General features: G+C 70.1%; 20 protein-coding genes and 1 pseudogene. 4 read left to right on the top strand and 17 right to left on the bottom strand.

Annotated features, from left to right (window positions below):
- Positions 1-5: 5 nt before the first annotated feature.
- Entirely contained in the window at positions 6-1,412 is a 1,407-nt protein-coding gene (locus QTI33_RS17030; RefSeq protein WP_286507319.1) for a selenium-binding protein SBP56-related protein, read from the bottom strand.
- 99 nt (positions 1,413-1,511) lie between these two features.
- Positions 1,512-2,921: an MFS transporter gene (locus tag QTI33_RS17025; RefSeq protein WP_286507318.1), complete on the bottom strand. Its 1,410-nt coding sequence runs from the start codon at positions 2,919-2,921 to the stop codon at positions 1,512-1,514.
- A 163-nt stretch (positions 2,922-3,084) separates the two neighbouring features.
- Between QTI33_RS17025 and QTI33_RS17020 the strand changes: the two genes are divergently transcribed.
- On the top strand, positions 3,085-3,864 hold the full coding sequence (locus QTI33_RS17020; RefSeq protein WP_286507316.1) for an IclR family transcriptional regulator domain-containing protein: 780 nt from the start codon (positions 3,085-3,087) through the stop codon (positions 3,862-3,864).
- A gap of 100 nt (positions 3,865-3,964) precedes the next feature.
- On the top strand, positions 3,965-4,891 hold the full coding sequence (locus QTI33_RS17015) for a carbohydrate kinase family protein (protein ID WP_286507315.1): 927 nt from the start codon (positions 3,965-3,967) through the stop codon (positions 4,889-4,891).
- A gap of 4 nt (positions 4,892-4,895) precedes the next feature.
- Here the strand turns inward: QTI33_RS17015 and QTI33_RS17010 are convergent, their stop codons facing one another.
- From QTI33_RS17010 to QTI33_RS16985, 6 genes are all read right to left on the bottom strand, one after another.
- Entirely contained in the window at positions 4,896-5,318 is a 423-nt protein-coding gene (locus QTI33_RS17010; RefSeq protein WP_286507313.1) for a putative toxin-antitoxin system toxin component, PIN family, read from the bottom strand.
- Between the two features lie 5 nt (positions 5,319-5,323).
- Complete coding sequence (locus tag QTI33_RS17005) at positions 5,324-5,620, bottom strand: AbrB/MazE/SpoVT family DNA-binding domain-containing protein (protein WP_286507312.1); 297 nt, start codon at positions 5,618-5,620, stop codon at positions 5,324-5,326.
- Positions 5,621-5,672: 52 nt separating this feature from the next.
- Entirely contained in the window at positions 5,673-6,851 is a 1,179-nt protein-coding gene (locus QTI33_RS17000) for an MFS transporter (protein WP_286507310.1), read from the bottom strand.
- Entirely contained in the window at positions 6,851-7,960 is a 1,110-nt protein-coding gene (aroC, locus tag QTI33_RS16995) for a chorismate synthase (RefSeq protein ID WP_286507309.1), read from the bottom strand. The genes QTI33_RS17000 and aroC overlap by 1 nt, the downstream gene beginning before the upstream one ends.
- 418 nt (positions 7,961-8,378) lie before the next feature.
- Complete coding sequence (locus QTI33_RS16990; protein ID WP_286507308.1) at positions 8,379-8,849, bottom strand: SRPBCC family protein; 471 nt, start codon at positions 8,847-8,849, stop codon at positions 8,379-8,381.
- Complete coding sequence (locus tag QTI33_RS16985; RefSeq protein WP_286507307.1) at positions 8,738-9,187, bottom strand: ArsR/SmtB family transcription factor; 450 nt, start codon at positions 9,185-9,187, stop codon at positions 8,738-8,740. Before QTI33_RS16985 ends, QTI33_RS16990 begins: the two co-directional genes overlap by 112 nt.
- A 105-nt stretch (positions 9,188-9,292) precedes the next feature.
- Between QTI33_RS16985 and QTI33_RS16980 the strand changes: the two genes are divergently transcribed.
- The gene (locus QTI33_RS16980; protein WP_286507305.1) at positions 9,293-9,715 is read left to right on the top strand and encodes a cupin domain-containing protein; all 423 of its coding nucleotides are present in this window, start codon (positions 9,293-9,295) and stop codon (positions 9,713-9,715) included.
- Positions 9,716-9,764: 49 nt separating this feature from the next.
- The gene (locus tag QTI33_RS16975; RefSeq protein WP_286507304.1) at positions 9,765-10,343 is read left to right on the top strand and encodes a GbsR/MarR family transcriptional regulator; all 579 of its coding nucleotides are present in this window, start codon (positions 9,765-9,767) and stop codon (positions 10,341-10,343) included.
- Between the two features lie 121 nt (positions 10,344-10,464).
- On the opposite strand, the gene cydX is transcribed toward QTI33_RS16975, so the two are convergent.
- The 9 genes and pseudogenes from cydX to QTI33_RS16930 all read right to left on the bottom strand — a co-directional run.
- Positions 10,465-10,587 carry a cytochrome bd-I oxidase subunit CydX gene (cydX, locus tag QTI33_RS16970; protein ID WP_286507303.1) on the bottom strand — a complete coding sequence of 41 codons (123 nt, stop codon included), beginning with the start codon at positions 10,585-10,587 and terminating at the stop codon, positions 10,465-10,467.
- A 21-nt stretch (positions 10,588-10,608) separates the two neighbouring features.
- Positions 10,609-11,763, bottom strand: coding sequence for a cytochrome d ubiquinol oxidase subunit II (gene cydB / locus QTI33_RS16965; protein WP_286507302.1), 1,155 nt, complete (start codon positions 11,761-11,763; stop codon positions 10,609-10,611).
- 2 nt (positions 11,764-11,765) lie between these two features.
- Complete coding sequence (locus QTI33_RS16960) at positions 11,766-13,367, bottom strand: cytochrome ubiquinol oxidase subunit I (protein WP_286507299.1); 1,602 nt, start codon at positions 13,365-13,367, stop codon at positions 11,766-11,768.
- A gap of 25 nt (positions 13,368-13,392) precedes the next feature.
- A complete protein-coding gene (locus QTI33_RS16955) occupies positions 13,393-15,099 on the bottom strand; it encodes an amino acid ABC transporter ATP-binding/permease protein (RefSeq protein ID WP_286507298.1) in 1,707 nt (568 codons plus the stop codon).
- Positions 15,096-16,751, bottom strand: a complete 1,656-nt coding sequence (cydD, locus tag QTI33_RS16950) for a thiol reductant ABC exporter subunit CydD (protein WP_286507296.1) — start codon at positions 16,749-16,751, stop codon at positions 15,096-15,098. The genes QTI33_RS16955 and cydD overlap by 4 nt, the downstream gene beginning before the upstream one ends.
- 148 nt (positions 16,752-16,899) lie before the next feature.
- Positions 16,900-18,006: an acyltransferase family protein gene (locus QTI33_RS16945; RefSeq protein ID WP_286507295.1), complete on the bottom strand. Its 1,107-nt coding sequence runs from the start codon at positions 18,004-18,006 to the stop codon at positions 16,900-16,902.
- 34 nt (positions 18,007-18,040) lie between these two features.
- Positions 18,041-19,003, bottom strand: coding sequence for an NAD(P)H-dependent flavin oxidoreductase (locus QTI33_RS16940; protein ID WP_286507293.1), 963 nt, complete (start codon positions 19,001-19,003; stop codon positions 18,041-18,043).
- A gap of 33 nt (positions 19,004-19,036) precedes the next feature.
- Entirely contained in the window at positions 19,037-20,827 is a 1,791-nt protein-coding gene (locus QTI33_RS16935) for an acyl-CoA dehydrogenase (protein ID WP_286507292.1), read from the bottom strand.
- 91 nt (positions 20,828-20,918) lie between these two features.
- Positions 20,919-21,038, bottom strand: a pseudogene (locus QTI33_RS16930) (electron transfer flavoprotein subunit alpha/FixB family protein); the annotation flags it as partial.

The raw sequence follows: 21,038 nt of genomic DNA, 5'->3' as shown, positions 1-21,038 counted from the left end.
TCGCTTCAGGCCGACGAATAGCAGAAGGAGTCGGTCGAGCAGTCGCCCCCCTGCAGCCGGACCTGGTGGGCGCCGTAGTCGCTGCCGAAATCGACCAGGAAGTTGGGGTCCAGCGTGAGGCCCCCGTCCGCACCGACGTGGCACATCGCCTGCCGGCCCGGCACCCCGTCGGGGTAGAACTGGGCGTCCCAGCGGCTGTAGAGCGAGTTGGTGAAATGGACGCGCCGGCCGTCGCGGCTGATCTCGGTCATTTGCGGTCCGCCGCCGAAGACCGTGCCGTTCGGGTGCGGCGTGCGCCGCGCGATGCCGCCGATATGCACGCTGCCCGCCAGGCGCGGGTTCATCGGGTCGGAGACCTCGTACTGGCGCAGCTCGCCGGTGCCCCAGCAGGCCACGTAGAGGAAGCGGTCGTCCAGCGACAGGTCGATGTCGCTGACCAGCGGCGGCACGGCGCCGAAGCCCTTCAGCAGCGGCGGCAGCAGCGCGGCATCGGCCGGCTCGGGCGGAATCACCGCCGTCTTCTTCGCATGGAACTGGCCGCCTTCGCGCCACCAGGTCCAGATCGAGGCTTCGAGGTTGGTGGTGTCGACCACCACCCCGACGAAGCCGTATTCGCGCGTCGGATCGTGCGCGGGCCGGACTTCCAGCGCCATCTGGTGATGGGCGCCCAGGTCGATGGTCTGCACGTGGCGGCGCCCGCGCAGGTCCCAGAAGTGGAGCTGGTGCCCGTAGCGGTTGCCCAGCAGGTCTTCTGCCACGATCCCGCCCTCGAACTGCGGCGGCAGGCCCCATTCGCTCGACACCATGTAGTCGCGCGGCAGGTTCCACCAGAAGTCGTAGTGCAGCTTCTGCGGCCCGCGCTCGATCTCCCACTGGCCGAGAATCTCGAAGCTCTCGCAGTCCATCAGGAACACGCCCGGCGGCCCGTCGGTCCCGTCGGCGCCGGCACCGCCGAGGGTGCTGATGTACAGGCCCTCGGGACCGCAATGCACCGTGTGCGGGCGCGAGTAGCCGGTCTTGCGCAGCACCTCTTCCGGCTCGATCACGCGGGCGATGGTCGGCCGCACGGGGTCGGGCTGCGTGTCGACCACGTAGATGCGGGACGAACGGATGCCCGGGATGATCAGATAGCGCCGCTTCAGGAACGCATGGCCGGACATCGGCGACAGCGCGGAGCTGCAGGCGTTCCAGCCGAAGTGATGGAATTCGTCGCCCCGGTTCGGCATGTCCAGCCGGTGCAGCACCCGGCCATAGGTGGCTGAGGCGGGGTCGACGTCCACCACCGCCAGCGCATCGGGCCGGGAGGCATCGGGCGACAGCAGCGCGGTGTAGGCGATGCGCTCGGCATCGGCCTCCATCGCCAGCCGCGGCGAGGCGTGGAAGGTGGGATCGGTTCGCAGCGATTCGAGCATGGTGCGCTCCTGCAGGCGACGGCGCGTCAGTATGCGCCTGTCGCCGGCTCTCTCAAAAACCCCCTGAGCCGGTCCGGGACTTTCCGTGCGCCGCTGTCCTCAGGCCGCGGCCCTGGCCAGCTTGGCATCGGCCAGCGTCTGGGCCCGCATGCGCTCGTAGTCGGGCTTCGGCACCGGCACCGCCTGGGCGTTGCCGAGGTCGTTCAGGTGGACCCGGTAGGTTTCGCGCGCACTCAGCACCGCCAGCGCCGAGATGACGGTGATGCCGAAAGTCAGCGCGCCGATGGTCAGCGGGATGTTGGCCGCGCCCGGGGGCGCCACGGCGACGAAGAGCGCCGGCAGCAGGGCCGTGATGGTGGTGCCGATGTTCTGCGAGATCGCCATCGCCGAGCAGCGGGTGCGGGTCGGGAACAGTTCCGGGTAGAAGCTCGGGAACACGGCGTTGTAGCCCTGGTAGACGATGCCCCACATCAGCAGCGACATGACGATCGCCAGCGGCACGTTGTGGATGCTGATCGCGTAGAGGTAGCCGAAGGACAGCAGGCCGGCGCCGAGCGCACCGATCACGATCGGCGGCTTGCGCCCGACCTTGTCGGACAGGTTGCCGATGAACGGGATCACGATCACGGCCAGGATGTTGCCGAGCACCGGGATCCACAGGTAGACGTCCTTCTGGAAGCCGATGCCGTAGGCCGGCTGCACCGCATAGGCGGCGCCGAACACCGTGGCCACCACCGGGATCACGTTCATCAGGGCCGCGCAGACCACGCGCAGCATGTCGCGCCAGCTGTTGGTGAAGGCCTCGATGATCGGCGCCTTGGGCGCCGCATGCGCCTTGTCGACCTCGGCGAAGGCCGGCGTCTCGTCGACTTCGCGGCGGATGATGTAGCCGGCCACGATCACGATGAAGCTCAGCAGGAACGGAATGCGCCAGCCCCACGACAGGAAGGCGTCCTCGGGCATGAAGTGCGCGAGCGGGAGGAACACGGCGGCCGCCAGGATCTGCCCGGCCTGGACGCCCTGCAGGCTGAAGCTGGCGAAGAAGCCGCGGCGCCCGAACGGCGCATGCTCGAGGATCATCGAGCTGGCGCCGGCGATCTCGCCGGCCACCGCGAAGCCCTGGATCAGCCGCAGCACCACCAGCAGCGCCGGTGCCAGCAGGCCGACCTGGGCGTAGGTCGGCAGCAGCCCGACCGCGATGGTCGAGAAGCCCATCAGGAACATGCACACCAGCAGCACGTGCTTGCGTCCGCGCGTGTCGCCCCAGTGGCCGAGCACGAAGGCGCCGATCGGCCGTGCCACGTAGCCCACGCCGTAGGTGGCGAGCGAGGCGATGATCGCGATCCGCGGATTGCCCGAGGGAAAGAAGATCTGCGGGAAGATCAGCGACGCCGCCGTGGCGTAGATGAAGAAGTCGTAGTACTCGAGCGCCGAGCCGATCCAGCCGCTGGCGGCGGCCTTCCTCGATTGGTGCCGGCCTTGCGGCTCGTGGTCGTTGGGGTTGCTCATTTGTCTCTCCTTGTGGGTTCCGGGGGGTCGGCGGGCGCTTCGCTGCCCGAGGAGGCGACTTTGGACCGCCTCAGGGTTCTCCACAACGCAGGAGGCGCACGTCGCGAGCGATGATCGACCGCGCCCGTGCACCTTGCGCACGAAAACCGGGTTTCCCCCAGCCATGTCCTCCCCTGCCGAGCCACCCCCCATCGACCGCAAGCTCCTCATCGAAGGCCTCGGCAAGGGGCTTCGGGTGATCGAGGCCTTTTCGGAGGACCGGCCCCGCCTGACCGCCACCGAGGCCGGCGAGCGCGCCCTGCTGACCCGCACCGCCGCCCGCCGCTACCTGCTGAGCCTGGTGCACTACGGCTATGCGGCGACCGACGGCAAGTACTACTGGCTGCTGCCGCGGGTGCTGCGGCTCGGCCAGGCCTTCATGGAGGTCGCGCGGGTGCCGCGCATCGCCCAGCCCTTCATCCAGCGGGCGTCGATGCAGTGCGGCGAGTCGCTCAACGTCGTCACGCTGGACGGGCACGAGGTGGTCTACCTGTCGCGCAGCAATTCGCCGCGCGTGGTGTCGATCGGCTTCCACCCGGGAGCGCGGGTGCCGGCCCACGTGGTGGCGCCGGGCCTGGCGCTGTTGTCGACCCTGGACGACGCCGGCCTCGATGCCTGGCTCGCTGCCCACGACTTCGCCAGCTTCACCGGCTTCACGGTGGTCGACCCAGGCCGCTTCCGCGACAACGTGGGGGTGGCGCGCCGGCTCGGCTACGCGCATGCCGACCAGTACCTCGACTTCGGCCTCAGCGGCCTCGCCCTGCCCCTCAAGGACCGCAAGGGCCATTGCCAGTACGCGCTCAGCGTCACGGTGCAGCGGCAGGTCTATCCCGACACGCAGCTGGTCGACAAGCTGCTGCCGGTGCTGCGCGACGTGGCCGAGGCGCTGCGGCCGATCATCTGAGACCCTGCCGGGCAAGCGCGTATCGGCGCCGGGTGCTGGCGGACTGGTTCGAAGCGGCGCCAACCTGTAATCTCCTCGTTCCTCACTTTCAAGGATCGACATGTTCGTGGTCTGCGGCGAAGCCCTGATGGATGTCTACACGGGCGAAGCCACCCCCACCGGCCTGGCGCTCGATGCCCGCATCGGCGGCTCGCCGCTCAACGTGGCGCAGGGCCTGGCCCGGCTCGGGCGGCCGGTGGCCTTCCTGGCCGGCCTGTCGACCGACGCCTTCGGCGAGCGCCTGCTGGCCTCGCTCGCGGCCGAAGGGGTCGACACCTCGCTGGTCGTGCGCAGCGACGCGCCCAGCACGCTCAGCGTGGTCAGCGTCGATGCCCGCGGCGTGCCGCGCTATGCCTTCCACGGCACCGGCGCGGCCGACCGGCAACTCAGCCACGACACCCTTCCGGCGCTGCCGCCGACGGTGCGGGTGCTGCAGTTCGGCTCTTATGCGCTGGCGGTCGAGCCGGTCGGCAGCGCGCTGCTGGCGCTCGCCGCCCGCGAACGCGGGCAGCGGCTGGTGGCCTACGACCCCAACGTGCGCCTCAACGTCGAACCCGACGTGGCGCGATGGCGCGCGCTGGTCGACCGGATGGTCTCGATCGCGCACCTGGTCAAGGTCAGCGACGAGGACCTGGGCCTGCTCTATCCGGCCGAGACGCCCGAGCAGGTCGCGGCGCGCTGGCTGGCGCAGGGCGCGGTGCTGGTCGCCGTGACCCGCGGCGGCCAGGGCGCCAGCGCCTGGACCCGAACGGCGCGGGCCGACGTGCCGACGCCGCAGGTGAAGGTGATCGACACCGTGGGCGCCGGCGACACCTTTCAGGCCGGGCTGCTGACCTGGCTCGACGAACACGACGCCTTGACGCCCGGGGCGCTCGCCGCACTCGATGGCCAGGCGCTCGGCGCCCTGCTCGGCTTCGCGGCCAAGGCGGCGGCCATCACCTGCTCGCGCCGGGGTGCAGACATGCCGAGGCGGGCCGAGTTGGACTGAGGCTTCAGCGCGGGTCGAAGCCCGCGATGAAATCCTCGATCCGCACGATCGTGATCGCCGTGCCGCCGGCCAGCACCAGCAGGTCACGGTCGCCGGTCACCAAGGTCGCCGCGCCGGCCGCGGCCAGATGCAGGAACGGCAGATCGAAAACATCGCGGCATGCGGGCACCTCGGGCGGCGGGTCGGGCACCACCACGACCTCGGCGAACGGCAGGTAGTCGCCCAGCAGTTCCTCGCGCTCGGCGGGCGAGAGGCGGAATTTCGGATAGGCCAGCACGCGAAGCAACTCGGCGGCCGTGGCCGCGCTCACCAGCGGCACGCAGGCGCCCTTCTGCCAGAGGCTGCGCAGCCGCGCCGTCGCCGGGCCACCGAACAGCAAGGCCGAAACGACGACGTTGGTGTCGAGCACCACCCGGATGGCGGCCACGCGGCTCAGGCCTTGGGCTTGCGTCGGGTGGCGGGGTCCCGGTATGCGGGCGCGGCCTCGGCGGCCACCGGCACCGGCTGCGTGCTGCGGGCCCAGTCCACCGCGTCGGCCACGTCCGAAGCGCCCAGGCCCAGCGCCGCCAGCTTGGCCCGCACGGCGTCGCCGCGCTGGATGCGCACCGGGGTCAGGACGATCTGGCCGTCGCGCAGCGCCACGTCGAAATATTCCGGGACGTCGCCGAGCTGGTCCGTCACGCTGCGCGGCAACGTGAGCTGGTTCTTGGAGGTCATCTTGGCGAGCATGGCATTCCCTCGAGTAAGGAATCCTTACTTTAGCCTTGATCCACCCCCACAGTCAAACCGCGCCGCCGAGCCGCTGCGCCCGCCACGCACAGCCGCTCGCGATCGCCGCCACCACCGTCGCCACGCCGAACATCGCGACATAGCCGAAGCGCTGCGCGATGGCGCCGCCCACCAGGACGCCGAGCACGCCGCCGAAGCCATAGCCGATCACCGTGAACAGCGCCTGCCCGCGGCCGCGCAGCCGGCCCGGAAAGTGGCGCGACACCATCGCGATGCAGGTGGTGTGGTGGGCCGCGAAGGACAGCGCATGCAGCGCCTGCGCCACCACCAGGGCCCAGATCCATTGCCCGCAGCCGGCCGTGATGCCCAGCCGCAGCACCGCCGCGACACCGCACAGCAGCAGCCAGCGCGGCATCGACAGCAGCCCGAGCAGCCGCCCCTGCAGGAAGAACCAGACGATCTCGGCCACCACCGAGAGCGCCCACAGGAGGCCGATCGTGCCCTTGCCGTAGCCCAGCGAATCGAGGTAGAGCGAGAGAAAGCCGTAGACCGCGAAGTGCGCCATCACGTGGAAGAACAGCGAGACGAAGAACCAGCGCACCGCCGGATTGCGCAGCACCGGGCCGACCGGCTCGCGGGCCTGCGCGTGCTGCGACACCGGTTCGCGCACGTCGGGCAGCCGCAGCGTCGCGATCAGCACGATCGCCAGCGTGCCGCCGGCCCAGGCCGGAAAGTGCCGCATGCCGAAGCGCTCGAACCATTCGCCGGCGAAGAACACCGTGACCAGGAAGCCCGCCGAGCCCCAGAGCCGGATGCGGCCATAGCGGCCCCAGTCGCCGGCCACCAGGTGGGCCATTGCGGCCTCGGTGAGCGACATCATCGAGCTGGTGTGGGTGAACATCACGAGCAGCACCAGCATCAGCCACCACGGGCCTCCGTTCCACCAGAGGCCGAACGAGGAGACCAGCGCCACCGCGGCGCTGAAGCGCAGCAGCTTGACGCGCTCGCCCGTGTGGTCGCTCAGCGCGCCCCAGGCATATGGCGCGAAGACCCGGGTCACCGACTGCACCGAGGTCAGCAGGCTGATCACGAAGATCGGCAGCCCGAGGTCCTTGAGCCACAGCGGCAGGTAAGGATTGAAGAAGCCGATGTGGGCGAAATAGCTCGCCGACAGGGTCGCGAACGCCAGCAGGTGGCCGCGCCCCCCCGCGGCGGGCGGCGCGGACGCCACTAGAGGAACGAAGCCTGCGGCGAGGGATGTTCCGGCAGCTCCGGCGCATGCACATCGCCGCACTGGGCGCGGTTGCGCAGCGCATGCTCCATCACGACCAGCGCCAGCATCGCCTCCGCGATCGGGGTCGCCCGAATGCCGACGCAGGGGTCATGCCGCCCCTTGGTCACGACTTCGACCGGCTGGTTGTGGACATCGATGGATTGGCGCGGGCTGATGATCGAGCTGGTCGGCTTGATCGCGATGCTCACCTCGAGATCCTGGCCCGTGCTGATGCCGCCGAGCACGCCGCCCGCGTTGTTGGTCACGAAGCCCTGCGGCGTGATCGAGTCGCCGTGGGTGGTGCCGCGCTGCGTGACGCTGGCGAAGCCGGCGCCGATCTCGACGCCCTTGACCGCGTTGATGCCCATCATCGCCCAGGCGATGTCGGCATCCATCTTGTCGAACAGCGGCTCGCCGAGGCCCACCGGCACGTTCGACGCCGTGACCCGGATGCGGGCGCCGCAGGAGTCGCCGGCCTTGCGCAGCGCGTCCATGTAGGCCTCGAGCTGCGAGACGTCGGCCATCGGCGCGAAGAAGGGGTTGTTCGGCACGTGCTCCCAGCCCTCGAAGGGGATCACGACGTCGCCGATCTGCGCCATGCAGCCGCGGAAACGGGTGCCGTACTTTTCGAACAGCCACTTCTTGGCGACCGCGCCGGCGGCCACCATCGGTGCCGTCAGGCGGGCCGACGACCGACCGCCGCCGCGCGGGTCGCGGATGCCGTATTTCTTCCAGTAGCTGAAGTCGGCGTGGCCGGGGCGGAACTGCTGCGCGATCTGGCCGTAGTCCTTGCTGCGCTGGTCGGTGTTCTGGATCAGCAGCGCGATCGGCGTGCCGGTGGTCTTGCCTTCGTAGACGCCGCTCAGGATCTGCACCGCGTCAGGTTCGTTGCGCTGCGTCACGTGGCGGCTGGTGCCGGGGCGGCGCCGGTCGAGGTCGCCCTGGATGTCGGCTTCGGTCAGAGCCATGCCGGGCGGGCAGCCGTCGATGACGCAGCCGATCGCCGGGCCGTGGGACTCACCGAAGTTGGTGACCGCGAATAAGGTGCCGAAGGTATTGCCGCTCATGGCGGGGATTATCCCAACAAAGGCGCGATGCTCCGGCTGGTCGGCCAGATCGACCTTCCAATGGCCGGCCGCGATCGGCTCGCCAGCGGACCAGCGGGTGGGCCGGGAACCGCCGGGCGTCATGGAAGCCGAACAGTTCGTCATGGTTCAGCACGCTCTGGCGCAAGGTCGGCCACACGAATTCGCGCGGGAAGATCTGGTCGGCGAAGCGGGTCAGGTCGCCCGGCCGCGCCAGCCAGGTCGAACTGGCGTGCCGCGCGCAGGCTCGGAGGCGCGGCGCAGGGCGAGCGGCGGGTTTTCTGGCGGCCATGGACATCGTTCCGGGGCGGGCCGGACGATCAAAACCGGACACTCCAGCGACGCCGCCGCAGCCGCCTGCGCGCGGCCAGGCAAGGATCCGAAACTGCCTGCAACGAGATCAGAGAGATCGTTGCGACAAGCCGAGCAGCGCCTCCAGCTTGGCCATCGATCCGGTCCAGCCGTGGCGATGGCCGTCGCGCGCGGCCTCGTCGGCGAACCGCTCGTGGTGCAAGGTCAGTTCGCTGCCGTGGCCCTGGGGTTCGATCAGCACCGTGACGCGCGACACCCGCTCCGGCGTGCCGGCCCAGGCCCATTCGAAGACCAGCTTGCGCTCAGGCACCAGTTCGAGGTACCGGCCGCCGACCTCGTGCCGCTCGCCGTCCCCGGCCAGCATCACGACCCTGAAGCCGCCGCCGACGCGCAGGTCGACCTCCGCCACGGGCACCGACACGATCTCGGCCGGGCCGAACCATCGCTTCAGCGCTTGCGGCTGGGTCCAGGCCCGCCAGACCTGGGCGGGAGCGGCGTCGAAGCGGCGCCGGAGGGTGAGCGAGGGGCAATCGTCGCGCCCGGTGACGGGTCTCGCCATTCGGTCTCCTCCTGGTGGTAGAGAAAGCGCGCCAGTGCGTCGAGGCGACCGGCCCAGAACTTCTCGTAGTGCGACAACCACACGGCCGCCTCCTGCATCGGGGCCGGCGACAGCGCGCAGCGCACGATGCGGCCCTCCTTCGTGCGCGACACCAGGCCGGCCTCCTCGAGCACGCGCAAGTGCTTCATGAAGCCGGTCAGCGACATGCCGTGCGGCTGGGCCAGTTCGCTGACCGTGAGGCCGCCGCCCTGCCCCAGGCGTTCGAGCACGTCGCGCCGGGTGGCGTCCGACAAGGCGGAAAAGACGGCATCGAGGGTGGCGGCATCAGAGTGAACCATATGGTTGAGTTTCGAAGCCGGGCGCCCGCTTGTCAAGCCACGCGGCAGGAATGGTTTATGCGTGCTGCGGCGCAGCATCCCCACCCCTTGCGAAGGAGCAGGCCCATGCTGGACCGTACCGACACGAAGTTCTCCCACGTCAAACCCGGCGACACCGACTACGTTTCCGGCGGATTGCGCGATTTCTTCCTGTATCGCGACCTCGGGGTGGCCGAGGCCACCCAGGGCAAGGTCATCGCGCACCTCGTCAAGGCCAACATGGCACCGGAAACGGGCACCGGCTGGCACCGTCACGAAGCGGATTTCCAGATCGTCTACATGCTCAAGGGCTGGGCTCGCTTCATGTACGAGGACCAGGAAACGCTGGTGGCCGCCGGCGACGTGGTCCACCAGCGCCCGGGCATCCGCCACTACCTGTTCGACTATTCGCCCGACATGGAATACCTCGAGATCGTGTCGCCGGCCGACTTCAAGAGCGTCGACGTCGAGCCGGCCGCCGAGGTCCCGCCACCGACGCCCTGGAAGTAGCCTTTCAGTCTTTCTTGAAGCTTCAGCAATTCGGCCTGAAAATCGGCCGATGCCCAAAGACGCCCTGCCCGCCCTCAGCCGAGAATTCATCGCCCACTTCGGGGAGATGGGCAGCAAATGGGGGATCAATCGCACGGTCGGCCAGATCTACGCGCTGATCTTCATCTCGGAGCGGGCGCTGAACGCCGACGAGATCGCCGAGTCGCTCGAGTTCTCGCGCTCCAACGTGAGCATGGGCCTGAAGGAACTGCAGGCCTGGCGGCTGGTGCGGCTGCGCCACCATGCGGGCGATCGGCGCGAGTACTTCGAGGCGCCGTCCGATGTGTGGGAGATCTTCCGCGTGCTGGCCGAGGAGCGCCGCCGGCGCGAGATCGAGCCGACGCTGTCGATGCTGCGCATGGCGCTGCTCGAAGAACCCCAGACCGACGCCGAGCGCCATGCCCAACAGCGCATGCGCGAGATGCACGACCTGATCGACCGGCTCATGAAGTGGTTCGACGACGTGCAGCGGCTCGCCCCCGAAACCGCGATGCAGCTCATGGGCATGGGCGCGACGGTGACCAAGGTGCTGGGGCTCAAGGACCGGTTGACGGGCGGGTCCAAGCCACGCACTGCGACGAAGGAATAGCGGCCGGCGCAGCCAGGCCCGTTGGTGAAACACCGCGGAACTGGCTTTGCCAGGCCGCTGGTGTTGCCCCCGGCAGGGGGTGGGCGCCCGGACACGAAGTGCCGGGCAACCGGGAGGCGAGCTAAGGTTTATCCAGCTTGTCGCGCCGGACGGCCTCGTCGTCCATCAGCTCGTACCACATCGCGTTCAGCACCGCGAAGGTCGCGGCGAGCGGCAGTCCCAGGATCCAGGCGAAGTACCACATGGTCGGATTCTCTTTCTGTGACTAGTAGGCGTGGCCGCGGTCTTCGCTGATCGCGGCGGCGTCGACCTTGCCGCGCAGCACGCTGTACACCCAGCTGGTGTAGGCGACGATGATCGGGATGAACACGGCCGTGACCACCAGCATGATGAACAGCGTCAGGTGGCTGGACGAGGAGTCGAACACCGTGAGGCTGGCGCGCGGGTCGATGGTCGAGGGCAGGATGAACGGGAACATCGAGACGCCGACGCTCAGGATGATGCCGGCGATCGACAGCGCGCTGGCCACGAAGGTCATCATCTCGGCCCGCATGCGCAGGCCCAGGAGCGCCAGCAGCGCACCGGCCAGGCCCAGCCCCGGCACCACGTAGAGCCAGGGATGCGCCTCGTAGTTGGTGAACCAGGCGCTCGCATGCACCTCGACCGTCTTGAGCAAGGGGTTCGACGGCCCGTCGGCCGGCAGCGCGCTGGTCACGCGGTAGCCGTCGACGAACTTCCACAGCAGCACGCCGGCCAGCGCGTACAGCACGATGGTCGCGACCGCCGCCACGCTGCCGTAGGCCCGCGCGCGCTGGGCCACCGGGCCCTGCGTCTTGAGTTGCAGCCAGGCGGCGCCGTGCATCGCGAGCATCGCCACCGACACCAGGCCGCACAGCAGCGCGAACGGATTGAGCAGGCCGAAGAAGCTGCCGTCGTAGAAGATGTGCATGTCGGGGTTGAAGCGGAACGGCACGCCGCGCAGCACGTTGCCCATCGCGACGCCGAAGATCAGCGCCGGCACGAAGCCGCCGATGAACAGCGCCCAGTCCCAGCGCGCGCGCCAGGCCGGCTCGTCGCGCTTGCCGCGGAACTTGAAGGCCACCGGCCGCAGGATCAAGGCCACCAGGATCGCGAACATCGCGATGTAGAAGCCCGAGAACGACACCGCGTAGAGCTGCGGCCAGGCCGCGAAGATCGCGCCGCCGCCGAGGATCAGCCAGACCTGGTTGCCCTCCCAGACCGGGCCGACGCTGTTGATGATCACGCGGCGCTCGAGGTCGTCGCGGCCCGCGAACGGCAGCAGCATGCCGGCGCCGAGGTCGAAGCCGTCCATGACCGCGAAGCCGACCAGCAGCACGCCGAGCAGCAGCCACCAGACGAGGCGCAGCACCTCGTAGGAAATGAGGGTGTGAAGAATCATGGTCAAGCTCCCAGCGAGGTGCGCGGACGGCCCGCGATGTCGGGGCCGGCGCGCCAGGCGCCGGCCGGGGTCGGCGGCTGTTCGGCCGGTCCCTTGCGGATCGCCTTCAGCATCAGCTTCATCTCGATCACGAACAGGACCGTGTAGATCGCCACGAAGCCGACGATGGTGCCGAGCACCGTCGCGGCGCCGAGGTTCGAGACCGCGACCGCGGTCGGCAGCACGCCTTCGATCACCCACGGCTGGCGGCCGACCTCGGCCACGATCCAGCCCATCTCGGCCGCCACCCAGGGCAGCGGTATCGAGAACACGGCGACCTTCAGCAGCCAGGGATGGGCGTCCAGCCGGCGCCGGGTCGACAGCACGAAGAAGGTGGCGGTCAGCACGATGAAGAACATGCCCAGGCCGACCATGATCCGGAACGACCAGTAGAGCGAGAACACCGGCGGCACCAGGTCCCAGGAGGCCTTGGTGATCTGTTCCGGCGTGGCCTGGCGCGGATCGTCGACATAGCGCTTGAGCAGCAGCGCGTAGCCCATGAAGCTGCCGTGGGCCTCGAAGTCGGCGCGCGCCTTCGCGGGCACCTCGGCATCGCTCCTGGCCTGGCGGATCGTCTGCAGCGCGTCGTAGGCCTTGATGCCCTCGCGGATGTGGTCCTCGGCACGGGCGACCAGGTCCTCGATGCCCGGCACCTCCTTGGTCAGCGAGCGAGTGCCGATCAGGCCCAGCAGCATCGGGATGTGGACCGCGAAATGGGTCTCTCGGGTGCGCTGGTCCGGGAAGCCGAAGGCGGTGAAGGCGGCCGGCGCGGGCTCGGTCTTCCACATCGCCTCGATCGAGGCGACCTTCATCTTCTGGTGCTCGGTCGACAGGTAGCCGCTCTCGTCGCCGAGCACCACCACCGACAGCGAGGCCGCGAGACCGAAGGAGGCGGCCACGGTCATCGAGCGCTTGGCGAGTTCGAGATGGCGGCCCTTGAGCAGGTACCAGGCCGAGACGCCGAGCACGAAGATCGCCGCCACGGTGTAGCCCGCCGACACCGTGTGCACGAACTTGGCCTGCGCCACCGGGTTGGTCAGCACGGCGGCGAAGTCGGTCACCTCCATGCGCATGGTCTGCGGATTGAAGGCCGCGCCCACCGGGTTCTGCATCCAGCCGTTGGCGATCAGGATCCAGAGCGCCGACAGGTTGGAGCCGATCGCCACCAGCCAGGTGACGACCAGGTGCGCCACCTTCGACAGCTTGTCCCAGCCGAAGAAGAACAGGCCGACGAAGCTGGCTTCGAGGAAGAAGGCCATCAGCCCCTCGATCGCCAGCGGCGCGCCGAAGACGTCGCCCACGTAGTGGCTGTAGTAGCTCCAGTTCATGCCGAACTGGAACTCCATGACGATGCCGGTGGCCACGCCCATCGCGAAGTTGATGCCGAACAGCACGCCCCAGAACTTCGTCATGTCGCGCCAGATGGTGCGCCCGGTCATCACGTAGACCGTCTCCATGATCGCGAGGATCACGGCCAACCCGATGGTCAGCGGCACGAACAGGAAGTGGTAGAGCGCCGTCAGGGCGAACTGCAATCGGGAGAGGGCAACGATGTCGAGGTCCATGGGGTTCCTTTCGTATTCTTCGTTCTCAGTCCGGGCGCAGCGCCTGCAGTGCCGCGTCGAAGGCGGCGGTGCCGCGCCGCAGGTCGGCGGCGATCCGGCCGTCCTGCATCGAGATCAAGCGGTGGGCCAGCGCCGCCTCGCGACGCAGGTGGGTCGCGACCAGCAGCGTGCGGCCTGCCGCCTGGGCATCGAGGCGCTGCAACACGTCGTGGGCGGTCGCAGTGTCCAATGCTTCGGTGGGTTCGTCCAGCAGCCAGAGCGGCACGTCGCGCAGCATCAACCGCGCCAGCGCGAGCCGCCGCGACTGGCCGCCCGAGAGGCCCAGGCCGCCCTCGCCCAGCGGCGTGTCGAGCCCGGCGGCCATCGCGTGCACTTCCGGGGCCAGGCCGGCGGCCTGCAGGACGGCCCAGAGCCGGGCATCGTCGGCGGCCGGATCGGCCAGCCGGAGGTTGTCTCGCAGGCTGTCCTGGAACAGCTCCGTGCGCTGGGTCAGCAGGCAATGCGGCGCACTGCCCACCTCGCCGGAGGCCGCAGCGAACTCGCCCGCGACCAGGGCCAGCAAGGTGGATTTGCCGGCGCCGCTGGGGCCGACCAGCGCGACCCGCTCGCCGGCGGCCAAGGTCAGGGAGATCTCGCGCAGCGCCGGCGCCCGACTGCCGGGGTGGGCCGCGACGACGCGCGTGAGGCGCAGCGCCAGGCCGGCGTCGGATGGCGCGGCCGGCCAGGCCGGCGCCGCCGCCTCGACGGGCAGGCCCGGCGCGAGGCGGGGCGCCAGGCGCCGGGCCGCCAGCCAGGCGCGGCCGGCCTCGAGCGCGCCGCGGCGCAAGGCAGCGAAGGGTTCGAGCGCGGTGAGCGCCACCAGCAGCGCCAGCGCCGCCGCGGGCGCGCCGATCGCGCCCTCGCCCACCAGCGAGGCGGCCGCCAGCAGCACCGCCACCAAGGTCAGCGTGCCGGCCATGCCGTAGGCCATGCCGGCGCGCACCTCGAGCCGGTTGAGCGCAAGGTCGGCGTGGGCCAGATGGCGATCGGCGGCGGCCAGCGCCTCGCGCTGCGCCGCGCTCCGGCCGGCCATGACGAGTTCGGTCTGGCCCGACACCAGGTCGGCGGCGCGGGCCCGCAGGGTTTCCATCGCCTGCGCGCGCCGCAGCGCCGCCGGCCGGCCCCGCGCGGCCACGGCCAGCGCGATGCCCCAGCCCGCCACGACCAGCCACAGCGCCAGCGCAACGCCGATCCAGGCTTTCATGACGCCCAGCACGACGCCGGCAAACAGCGCCGCGCCCAGCGCGGCCACGGCCGGCACCAGCAGCCGCAGGTAGAAGGATTCGAGGGCGTCGATGTCGGCCGTCAGGCGGAACAGCAGGCGCGCCGGCCGGGCCAGCAGCCGACGTGCGGCATCGGGGCGGGCCCAGCCGCGGAACAGGCGCTCGCGCAGTGCGGCCAGCACGCCGAAGGTGGCGTCGTGCGTGACCAGCCGCTCGGCGTAGCGCGAGCCGGTGCGGCCCAGCGCCAGCAGGCGGATGCCCGCCGAGGGCATGAAGACATCGAAGCGCAGGGCCGTGGCCGCCTGCAGCCCGGCCAGCGCGGTGGCGCTGATGAACCAACCCGAGAGGCCCAGCAGCGCCATCCCCATCAACACCGTCAGCATCGCCAGCGCGGCGCCGAGGGCCAGGCGGCGCGGCTGCGCCTGCCAGAAGGCCGCGAGCAGCGACCGCACGTCGCGCCAGTGCTTCATGCGGCCTCCTTCGCCGGCAGTTCGTCGAGCCGGATCACGCGGCCCAGGCGGGCCGCCAGCACCGGGTCGTGGGTGGCGGCGATCAGCGTCTTGCCGCGCGCCAGCTGCATCAGGGCGTCGACGACACGTTCGGCGGTCTCGCTGTCGAGGTGCGCGGTCGGCTCGTCGACCAGCAGCAGATCGGCCCCGGGGTTCGCCGCCACGCGCGCCAGCGCCAGCCGCACTGCCTCGCCGCCCGACAGGCCGCCGCCGCCTTCCCCCAGCGCGACGCCGGGGCGGGCCTGGGCGACGCCGTCGAGCGCGGCGAAGCGCATCGCGGCCTCCACCTGCGCCGCCTGCACGCCGGCCCGCCCGAGCGCCACGTTGGCCTGCACCGAGCCCGCGAAGACATGCGGCTTCTGGCCCATCCACGCCATCCGCGTGCGCAGCGCGGCCGCCGTCTGGTCCGACAGCGGCACGCCGCCGATCAGGATCTCGCCGCCCTGCGCCGGCACCAGGCCGGCGATCAGGCTCAGCAGCGCCGTCTTGCCCGAGCCGCTGGGCCCCATCAGGGCCACGTGCTCGCCGGCGGCCACGCGCAGGTCGTAGCGGTCGAAGAAGGCGGCCTCGCCGGCATGCGAGAAGCACAGGCCGTGGACGCGCACCGCCGGCGCGCCCGGCGTGCCGGCCGGCGCTCGCGGCCCGTCGCCTGCCGGCGCGCCACCGGGCAGCGCGACGCCACCCTCGCTCAGGCGAGCCAGCGACGCCAGCGCGGCTTCACCGGCCGCGCGGTCGTGCCAGACCGCCGACAGCTCCCGCAGCGGCTCGAAGAAGGCCGGCGCCAGCAGCAGGATGAACAGCCCCTCGCCCAGGCTCAGCGTGCGGCCCCAGGTGCCGAAGCCGAAGGTGCCCAGCAGATGGAAGCCGACGTAGGCCGCCACCATCGCGACGCCGAGCGCCGAGAACAGCTCCAGCACCGCCGACGACAGGAAGGCGATGCGCAGCACCGCCATCGTCCGGGCCCGCAGCGACTGGGCCGACGCGCCCAGGCGCCGCGCGGTGGCGTCGACGGCATCGAGCGCGCGCAAGGTCGCAAGGCCGCGCAGGCGATCGAGCAGGAAGCCGTTCATGCCGCCCAGTTCGACCATCTGCGCCTCGCTCGCGGCCCGGGCGCGCCAGCCGACGACGGCCATGAAGACCGGGATCAGCGGCGCCGCCACCAGCAGCACGGCGGCCGCCACCCAGGACAGGCAGGCCACCACGGCGACGATGACCAGCGGCACCACCATCGCCCGCCAGCGCGCCGGCCCGTAGCGCACCAGGCAGGGCACGACCGCTTCGGCCTGCTCGGCGATCACGCTGGCGGCCAGGCCCGCGGCCGGGCGGGCGCTGTCCATCGGCGAACGGGCGGCCAGCGCGGCCGCGACCCGGGCCCGCAGCGCGGACAGGTGCAGCCGCGCCTGCGCATAGACGCGGCGCGCGCCCCAGGCTTCCGCCGCCGCCCGCAGCAGCCCGAGCAGCAGGATCCCGGCCGCCGGCCAGAGCACCGCCGCCGGGCCCTCCCCCGCCCCCAGTCGCTGCACCGCCGCCGCCAGCAGCGCCGCCTGCGGCACCCAGAGCAGCGCGGCGGCGCCCTGGACCAGGCTGGCGAACGAAGGGGCGGCGGTGTTCACGTATTAAACTTTTGTAATTTCAGTATTTACTGAAAACTCATAAATCATACGGGATGTGCGCCTTCGCTGCAGGCGACGGGTCGCTAAGCTAACAGAAGGTCGTGACGCGCGGGCCCCCGCGGTGCGCGCACCGGCGCGCGGCGGCCGCTCAGGCCGAGACCAGCAAGCCGCAGGCCAGCAGGGCCGCGAACAGGCCCAGCACCGCGCGCCAGGTCGCAGGCCGCGATTCGACCCAGCGATACAGCAGCGAGGCGGCCGCGATCGACAGCGCGAAGGTCGCCAGCAGGCCCATCAGGTCGATCCACGGGGTCGCCGGCAGCAGGTGGCTCATCGCCGCGCTGACCAGCAGCAGCACCGGGAAATGGATCAGGAACAGCGAATACGAAATGCGGCCGAGCCGCACCAGCGGCGCGCCGATGCGCGGCCAGGCGGCGGACGCCAGTCCGTCGCGATGCTGCACCACGGCCACGGCCAATGCGGTGACCAGCGCGATCGCGATGCGGCTGCGCCAGTCGAGCGCCAGCGCCGCAGCCCCGACCAGCGCCAGCAGCAGCACCGCGTAGCGCCAGGTGCTGTCGCGGGTCGCGCGGCCGATCCAGAACACCAGCATGCCCAGCCCGTACGAGCCGAAGAAATAGATCGCCGTGACATCGAGCGCCTGCCGGCGGTTGAACACCGCCAGCGAGGCCATCACCAGCGCCAGCACGAGGCCGGCCACCAGCCAGCGGGAGCGCTCGCGGCCCAGCGCCCAGCGCCGCTGCAACAGCTCCGACAGGCCGATCGCCGCCAGCGCCAGCACGAACAGCTGGAAGTCGATCGCCACGTACCAGACCCCGGTCGAGAGGGCTTCGAAGCCCAGCAGGTCCTGCAGCAGCAGCCCGTGCGCCAGCAGCTGGGCCAGGCCGGGCGCGGCCGGCACCGCGTCGCCCTCGAGCCAGGGCCGCACCAGCGCGGCGACCAGCACGCTGAAGCAGAGCGCCGCCAGGTAGGGCATGACCAGGCGCCCGTAGCGCTGGCCGACGCGCGCCAAAGGGCGGTCGACCCGCAGCACGCCATCGGGCGCCAGGCTGCCGGCCGCCAGGAAGCCGGCCAGCACCAGGAAGACCTGCACCGCCAGCCGGCCGTGCTGGGCCAGCCAGTCGAACAACGCCGGCGCGAGGACCGAAGCGCCCTCTTGCAGCGGACCGTAGCGCGCCAGGTGATGGCCGACGATCAGGGCGCATGCCACGCCCTTGACTGCGTCCAGCAGCGGCATGCGACCCACCGCCGCCCCTCGCCGTGTCACGGTCCTAGAGCGCGAGTCGCCGGCGGGCGTCGAAGTATTCGCGCTTGAGCTTCTCGACGAAGGCCGCGGCGCTCGCGACCTCGGTCACCGCGCCGATGCCCTGGCCCGAACCCCAGATGTCCTTCCAGGCCTTGGCCTTGCTGCCTTCGCCGCCGCCGAAGTTCATGGTCTTGAGGTCGCCTTCGGGCAGGTTGGCCGGGTCCATGCCGGCGGCCACGATGCTGGGCGCCAGGTAATTGCCATGCACGCCGGTGAACAGGTTCGAGTAGACGATGTCGTCGGAGCTGCCGTCGACGATCGCCTGCTTGTACTCGTCGCTCGCGCGGGCCTCCTCGGTGGCGATGAAGGCGGTGCCGATGTAGGCGAAGTCGGCGCCCATGGCCTGCGCGGCGAGCACCGCGTCGCCGGTGGCGATCGAGCCCGACAGCGCGACCGGGCCGTCGAACCACTGGCGGATTTCCTGGATCAGGGCGAACGGGCTCTTCACGCCGGCGTGGCCGCCGGCACCGGCCGCCACCGCGATCAGGCCGTCGGCGCCCTTCTCGATCGCCTTCTTCGCGAAGGTGTTGTTGATGATGTCGTGCAGGGTCACGCCGCCGTAGCTGTGGACCGCATCGTTGACGTCGGTGCGCGCGCCGAGCGAGGTGATCACGATCGGCACCTTGTACTTCACGACCATCGCCATGTCGTGCTCGAGCCGGTCATTGCTCTTGTGCACGATCTGGTTGATGGCGAAAGGCGCCGCCGGCTTGTCGGGGTTGGCCTTGTTGTAGGCGGCCAGCTCCTCGGTGATCTCGATCAGCCATTCCTCGAGTTGCGCGGCCGGACGCGCATTGAGCGCGGGCATCGAGCCCACCACCCCGGCCTTGCACTGGGCGATCACCAGCTTGGGGTTGCTGATGATGAACAGCGGCGAGCCGATGATGGGCAGCGGAAGCTTGGCGAGCACGGGGGGCAGCTTGGACATGGAGTCTCCGGAAATCAATGAACGAGATATTTCTTAGAACGATTCGAGCGCCAGTGCGGTGACGCTGTCGGCGCCCTCGACGATGCTGTCGCGCAGGCCGGGCGCCTTGTTCAGGATGTGCTCGGCATAGAAGCGCGCGGTGGCGATCTTGGCCTTCATGAAGGCGACGTCGGTGCCGGCCTTGGCGAGGTCTTCGGCCACCAGCAGCGAGCGCGCCAGCTGCCAGCCGGCCACCACGTTGCCCGCCAGCATCAGGTAGGGCACGCTGCCCGCGAACACCGCGTTGGGCGAGGCCTTGGTCTGGCCGGCGACGAAGCCGACCACGTCGACGAAGGCTTCGCGCGCGGCCTTCAGCTTCCTGGCCACCGCCTGGGCGTCGGCACTGTCGCGCTGGGCCAGCTCGGCTTCGGTCTTCTCGATCTGGGCGGCGATGGCGCGGGCGGTCTGGCCGCCGTCGCGCGCCGTCTTGCGGCCCACCAGGTCGTTGGCCTGGATCGCGGTCGTGCCTTCGTAGATGGTCAGGATCTTGGCGTCGCGCAGGTACTGCGCCGCGCCGGTCTCCTCGATGAAGCCCATGCCGCCATGCACCTGCACGCCCAGCGAGGCCACTTCCAGGCTCATCTCGGTGCTGTAGCCCTTGACCAACGGCACCATGAATTCGTAGAAGGCCTGGTTCTGCTTGCGCGTCTCGGCGTCGGGGTGGTGATGGGTCGCGTCGTAGGCGGCCGCGGCCACGGCGGCCATCGCGCGGCAGCCTTCGGTGTAGGCGCGCATCGTCATCAGCATGCGCTTGACGTCCGGGTGATGAATGATCGGCGCGCTGGCGTTGATGGATCCGTCGACCGGGCGGCTCTGCACGCGGTCCCTGGCATAGGCCACGGCGTGCTGGTAGGCGCGCTCGGCAATCGCGATGCCCTGCATGCCTACCGCATAGCGGGCCGAGTTCATCATGATGAACATGTACTCGAGGCCGCGGTTCTCCTGGCCCACCAGGTAGCCGATCGCACCGCCATGGTCGCCATACTGGAGGACGGCGGTCGGCGAGGCCTTGATGCCCAGCTTGTGCTCGATGCTGACGCAATGCACGTCGTTGCGCGCGCCCAATGCGCCGTCCTTGTTCACCATGAACTTCGGCACCACGAACAGGCTGATGCCCTTCACGCCTTCGGGCGCGCCGGTGACGCGGGCCAGCACCAGATGGACGATGTTCTCGGCCATGTCGTGCTCGCCATAGGTGATGAAGATCTTGGTGCCGAACACCTTGTAGGTGCCGTCCGCCTGCGGCTCGGCGCGGCTGCGCACCATCGCAAGGTCGCTGCCGGCCTGGGGCTCGGTCAGGTTCATGGTGCCGGTCCACTGGCCGCTCACCAGCTTCTCGAGATAGATCGCCTTGAGTTCGTCGGAGCCGGCCGTCAGCAGGGCCTCCGTGGCACCGTCCGTCAGCAGCGGGCACAGCGCGAAACTCATGTTGGCCGAGTTGAGCATCTCGACGCAGGCCGCGCCGATGGCCTTGGGCAGGCCCTGGCCGCCGAAGTCCGCTGGATGCTGCAGCCCTTGCCAGCCGCCCGCCACGTACTGCGCAAAGGCTTCCTTGAAGCCCGGCGTGGTCGTGACCTGGCCGTCCTTGAACGATGAAGGGTTGCGGTCGCCGTCCACGTTCAGCGGCGCGATCACGTCCTGGTTGAAGCGGGCGCATTCCTCGAGCACCGCCTGGGCGGTTTCGAGGCCGGCGTCTTCGAGGCCCGGCATCTGCGCCACCTGCGCGATGTTCGCGAGATGCTCGATGTCGAACAGCATGTCCTTGAGGGGGGCGATATAGCTCATGTGCGTCTCCTGCGGCCTCTGGTGCCGGATACCAACCGATGTGAAAAAGGGCACCGCGAACGATGCCCTTTGGCTCACATGTCTCGAAGTGTCAAAGGGCCTTGACCAGTTCCGGCACGGCCGTGAACAGGTCGGCGACCAGGCCGTAGTCGGCCACCGAGAAGATCGGCGCCTCCTCGTCCTTGTTGATCGCCACGATCACCTTGGAGTC

The organism is Variovorax davisae (genome assembly GCF_030316845.1).
Lineage (GTDB): Bacteria > Pseudomonadota > Gammaproteobacteria > Burkholderiales > Burkholderiaceae_C > Variovorax > Variovorax davisae.
The sequence above is the reverse complement of the archived record's forward strand: the minus strand, read 5'-3'. Positions and strand labels throughout refer to the sequence as shown.

Excerpts from the sequence above, each read along its gene's own strand:
- QTI33_RS16990 (WP_286507308.1), bottom strand. The coding sequence starts at position 8,849 with ATGGCGAGACCCGTCACCGGGCGCGACGATTGCCCCTCGCTCACCCTC.
- aroC (WP_286507309.1), bottom strand. The coding sequence starts at position 7,960 with ATGAGCGGCAATACCTTCGGCACCTTATTCGCGGTCACCAACTTCGGT.
- QTI33_RS16955 (WP_286507298.1), bottom strand. The coding sequence starts at position 15,099 with ATGAAGCACTGGCGCGACGTGCGGTCGCTGCTCGCGGCCTTCTGGCAG.
- QTI33_RS17030 (WP_286507319.1), bottom strand. The coding sequence starts at position 1,412 with ATGCTCGAATCGCTGCGAACCGATCCCACCTTCCACGCCTCGCCGCGG.
- QTI33_RS16975 (WP_286507304.1), top strand. The coding sequence starts at position 9,765 with ATGCCCAAAGACGCCCTGCCCGCCCTCAGCCGAGAATTCATCGCCCAC.
- QTI33_RS16980 (WP_286507305.1), top strand. The coding sequence starts at position 9,293 with ATGCTGGACCGTACCGACACGAAGTTCTCCCACGTCAAACCCGGCGAC.
- cydX (WP_286507303.1), bottom strand. The coding sequence starts at position 10,587 with ATGTGGTACTTCGCCTGGATCCTGGGACTGCCGCTCGCCGCGACCTTC.
- QTI33_RS16985 (WP_286507307.1), bottom strand. The coding sequence starts at position 9,187 with ATGGTTCACTCTGATGCCGCCACCCTCGATGCCGTCTTTTCCGCCTTG.
- QTI33_RS17005 (WP_286507312.1), bottom strand. The coding sequence starts at position 5,620 with ATGCTCGCCAAGATGACCTCCAAGAACCAGCTCACGTTGCCGCGCAGC.
- QTI33_RS16960 (WP_286507299.1), bottom strand. The coding sequence starts at position 13,367 with ATGGACCTCGACATCGTTGCCCTCTCCCGATTGCAGTTCGCCCTGACG.
- QTI33_RS17015 (WP_286507315.1), top strand. The coding sequence starts at position 3,965 with ATGTTCGTGGTCTGCGGCGAAGCCCTGATGGATGTCTACACGGGCGAA.
- QTI33_RS17025 (WP_286507318.1), bottom strand. The coding sequence starts at position 2,921 with ATGAGCAACCCCAACGACCACGAGCCGCAAGGCCGGCACCAATCGAGG.
- QTI33_RS17020 (WP_286507316.1), top strand. The coding sequence starts at position 3,085 with ATGTCCTCCCCTGCCGAGCCACCCCCCATCGACCGCAAGCTCCTCATC.
- QTI33_RS16945 (WP_286507295.1), bottom strand. The coding sequence starts at position 18,006 with ATGCCGCTGCTGGACGCAGTCAAGGGCGTGGCATGCGCCCTGATCGTC.
- cydB (WP_286507302.1), bottom strand. The coding sequence starts at position 11,763 with ATGATTCTTCACACCCTCATTTCCTACGAGGTGCTGCGCCTCGTCTGG.
- QTI33_RS16935 (WP_286507292.1), bottom strand. The coding sequence starts at position 20,827 with ATGAGCTATATCGCCCCCCTCAAGGACATGCTGTTCGACATCGAGCAT.
- QTI33_RS16940 (WP_286507293.1), bottom strand. The coding sequence starts at position 19,003 with ATGTCCAAGCTGCCCCCCGTGCTCGCCAAGCTTCCGCTGCCCATCATC.